This is a genomic window from Microvirga sp. GN3 (assembly GCF_055792825.1).
In genome coordinates, this window is record NZ_JBVVAK010000342.1 from 1 (window position 1) to 2,462 (window position 2,462).

The following is a 2,462-nucleotide window of genomic DNA, read 5'->3' on the forward strand; positions in this document are numbered from 1 at the left end:
CGAACAATTCGCAGGCCGCCGACACGGTCCGGCCATAGGGCGTGTTGGTAAGCGGATTACCAGGATTGTCGAAGAAGTGCTTCGTGAAATCGGAAGCGGCGCGAGCCGGACTCAAAAGCCAATGCGCGGTATCGTACCAGAGGTATGTGGGGTTTATGAAGGGGGAGATCATTGAAATATCCTGCAGTTGATCTGAGCACGTCATCCGGGGGCATCCTCGTGCGACAGCAGGTCCTCCCGTGGGAGCAAGAGATCACCCGGGTTCCTGCAGTTTTGCGTTCAGAGCGGTCTCTAGACGTCAACTCGCCTTGCAGGCACCCGCCGGTGAATTTCAATGATTGAAATTCTAACGTTCTGAAGTTAGCATTGCCTATTGTTGGTGCTCAATCATCTTGACGGATACGAACCCAACGGGTGGGTTTGGGGGAGCATATACGTTGGTTTTAGGCGCTTGTACCGTGCATATCGGTTGTTGAGGTAAGCATGAAGCATGGTTGCTTAAGGCCACTTCCCACCGGATAGAAGGTGTTGGCTGGCTGCGAGATTCACGATCGCTGTGGCGGCTTGGAAAGCTGTCGCAAGACACTTGGATCTCGCGGTGGCCTGCAGTGCAGGTTAGCGGGCTACGGCAAGGCTCCATCCGGCTCCTTCACACCTCCGATCCGGTAGCGCGTGCGAGCAGGCATCTCACGGACACCGCGATCCGGAGAGATCGCACCGAGCCCATTCACCTTCTCACGATGTTCCCACCATGCCGCCCGTGGTCACCGGCTCTATGGCGGGGATCAACGGATCCCAAGTAACTCGGCCATTCTCACCAGATCGGCCAGCGAACGCGCGCCCATCTTGCGCATAACCTGGCCGCGATGGATCTTGACGGTAATTTCGCTGAGCCCCAGCTCGCCCGCAATTTGCTTGTTCATCAGGCCGGTCGCCACCAGGTCCATCACCTCCCGCTCGCGCTGCGTCAAGGTGTCGAAGCGGGCCCGCAGGTCCGACAGCTGCTTTTGGGCCTGCCGGTGCTGACGATCGCGCTCGAGCGCTGTCGCAACCGAATCCAGCATATCCTGATCACGAAATGGCTTTGGCAGGAAATCGACGGCTCCGGCTTTCATTGCTTTCACCGACATCGGGATGTCGCCATGGCCCGTCATGAATATGATGGGAATGTGAATGTTTGCTTTGGCCAGCTCGGCCTGGAAGTCGAGACCGCTCAGTCCCGGCAATCGGACGTCGAGCACCAGACAGCTGGGCACGTCGGGAAAGTTGGTTCGCAGCAATTCGGCAGCCGAACCGAACATCTCGACCTTGAGCCCAACGGATCGCAACAGACTTTTGAGCCCCTCGCGCAGGGACTCGTCGTCATCGACGACAAAGATGACGGGTTCTTCGGTTGTCGCAGGCGGTGGAGTTGGACAATGTATCATACGATCCTCTCCGTCGACCAGACGATAGAAGCTGAAAAATAGCACCTCAAGGAGTGATTGCTAAAGGACGATTGAGTGGACTGACGGCAGTACAACACCCGCGGGGTGCAGCTGGTGTTCCCCTGCCAACCTTAAGCTCAACAGAAGCTGAAAGAAGTGCCAAACACTGCCGTTGGTTACTGTAGCGGGAAGGCGGAACCAGCCTAGGCAGCAGTCCTCAGTATAGCGATGGAATTGCTCTGGGCCTTGCATGTCACCTGCTGGTGCGCTTACCACTTGGCCCATACGGATCATGGTCATGATCTCATACCTGGTAATCGTCTGGAAGGCAGACAAGAAGCTCTTGACACCTTGCCCTGGTTGGGTCACGCGCTTGATGCGCGAATGATCCCGCTTAAGAATGTTACTCAGCAACGTCGATTGCCGGAGCTTGGCGAAGTGTCGGAGCGCTCCTTTTCGCTTCATGGCTTTTGTTGCAGTCGAAGCTGGGGTCTACCGACCATGACGGTTCGCGGACTGGCGGTGTGTGGCTGCTTCAGGGCCTTGCGGAAGAACTGTCGTGCAGCATCCATATCCCACTTGGATGATAGCAGAGCGTTGATCGGTTGGCTGCATCGACCGCGCAGCAGAGATACACCATTGGCTCTTCATGAGAAGGTCAGTCCCATCGACACGCCAGGAGCCGTTCGTCATACAGAAATGCGAGTGGATGCGCTTGTCCAACTCTGGCGCATAAGCCTCGATCCATCGAAACAGGCTCGTGTGATCAACCTGGACGCCGTAGTCAATCAACATACGCTCAAAATCACGACAGATGACTGGAAACCGCGGATATCAGCGGACCGTGCACAGGATGACCTCCACCGTGAACGGCCGTCTCCTAAACAGGCTCTTGTCATTCTGCTCCACCGCTAAGTAGGTCGCCAAAAATTCTGCAACAGCTTTCTAAGCCAGAAGTGTTTGGACATCATGCCAGCCTTGCGACGCGCCTGCTGCGGCGTCAGCGTCACAACCCAATCAGCGGCCTCGGCGGCC

1 protein-coding gene is annotated in these 2,462 nt (G+C 56.7%); it reads right to left on the bottom strand.

Annotated features, from left to right (window positions below):
- Positions 1–785 precede the first annotated feature (785 nt).
- Entirely contained in the window at positions 786–1,427 is a 642-nt protein-coding gene (locus tag ACS5Q1_RS47570) for a response regulator transcription factor (protein WP_473104733.1), read from the bottom strand.
- Positions 1,428–2,462: the final 1,035 nt, after the last annotated feature.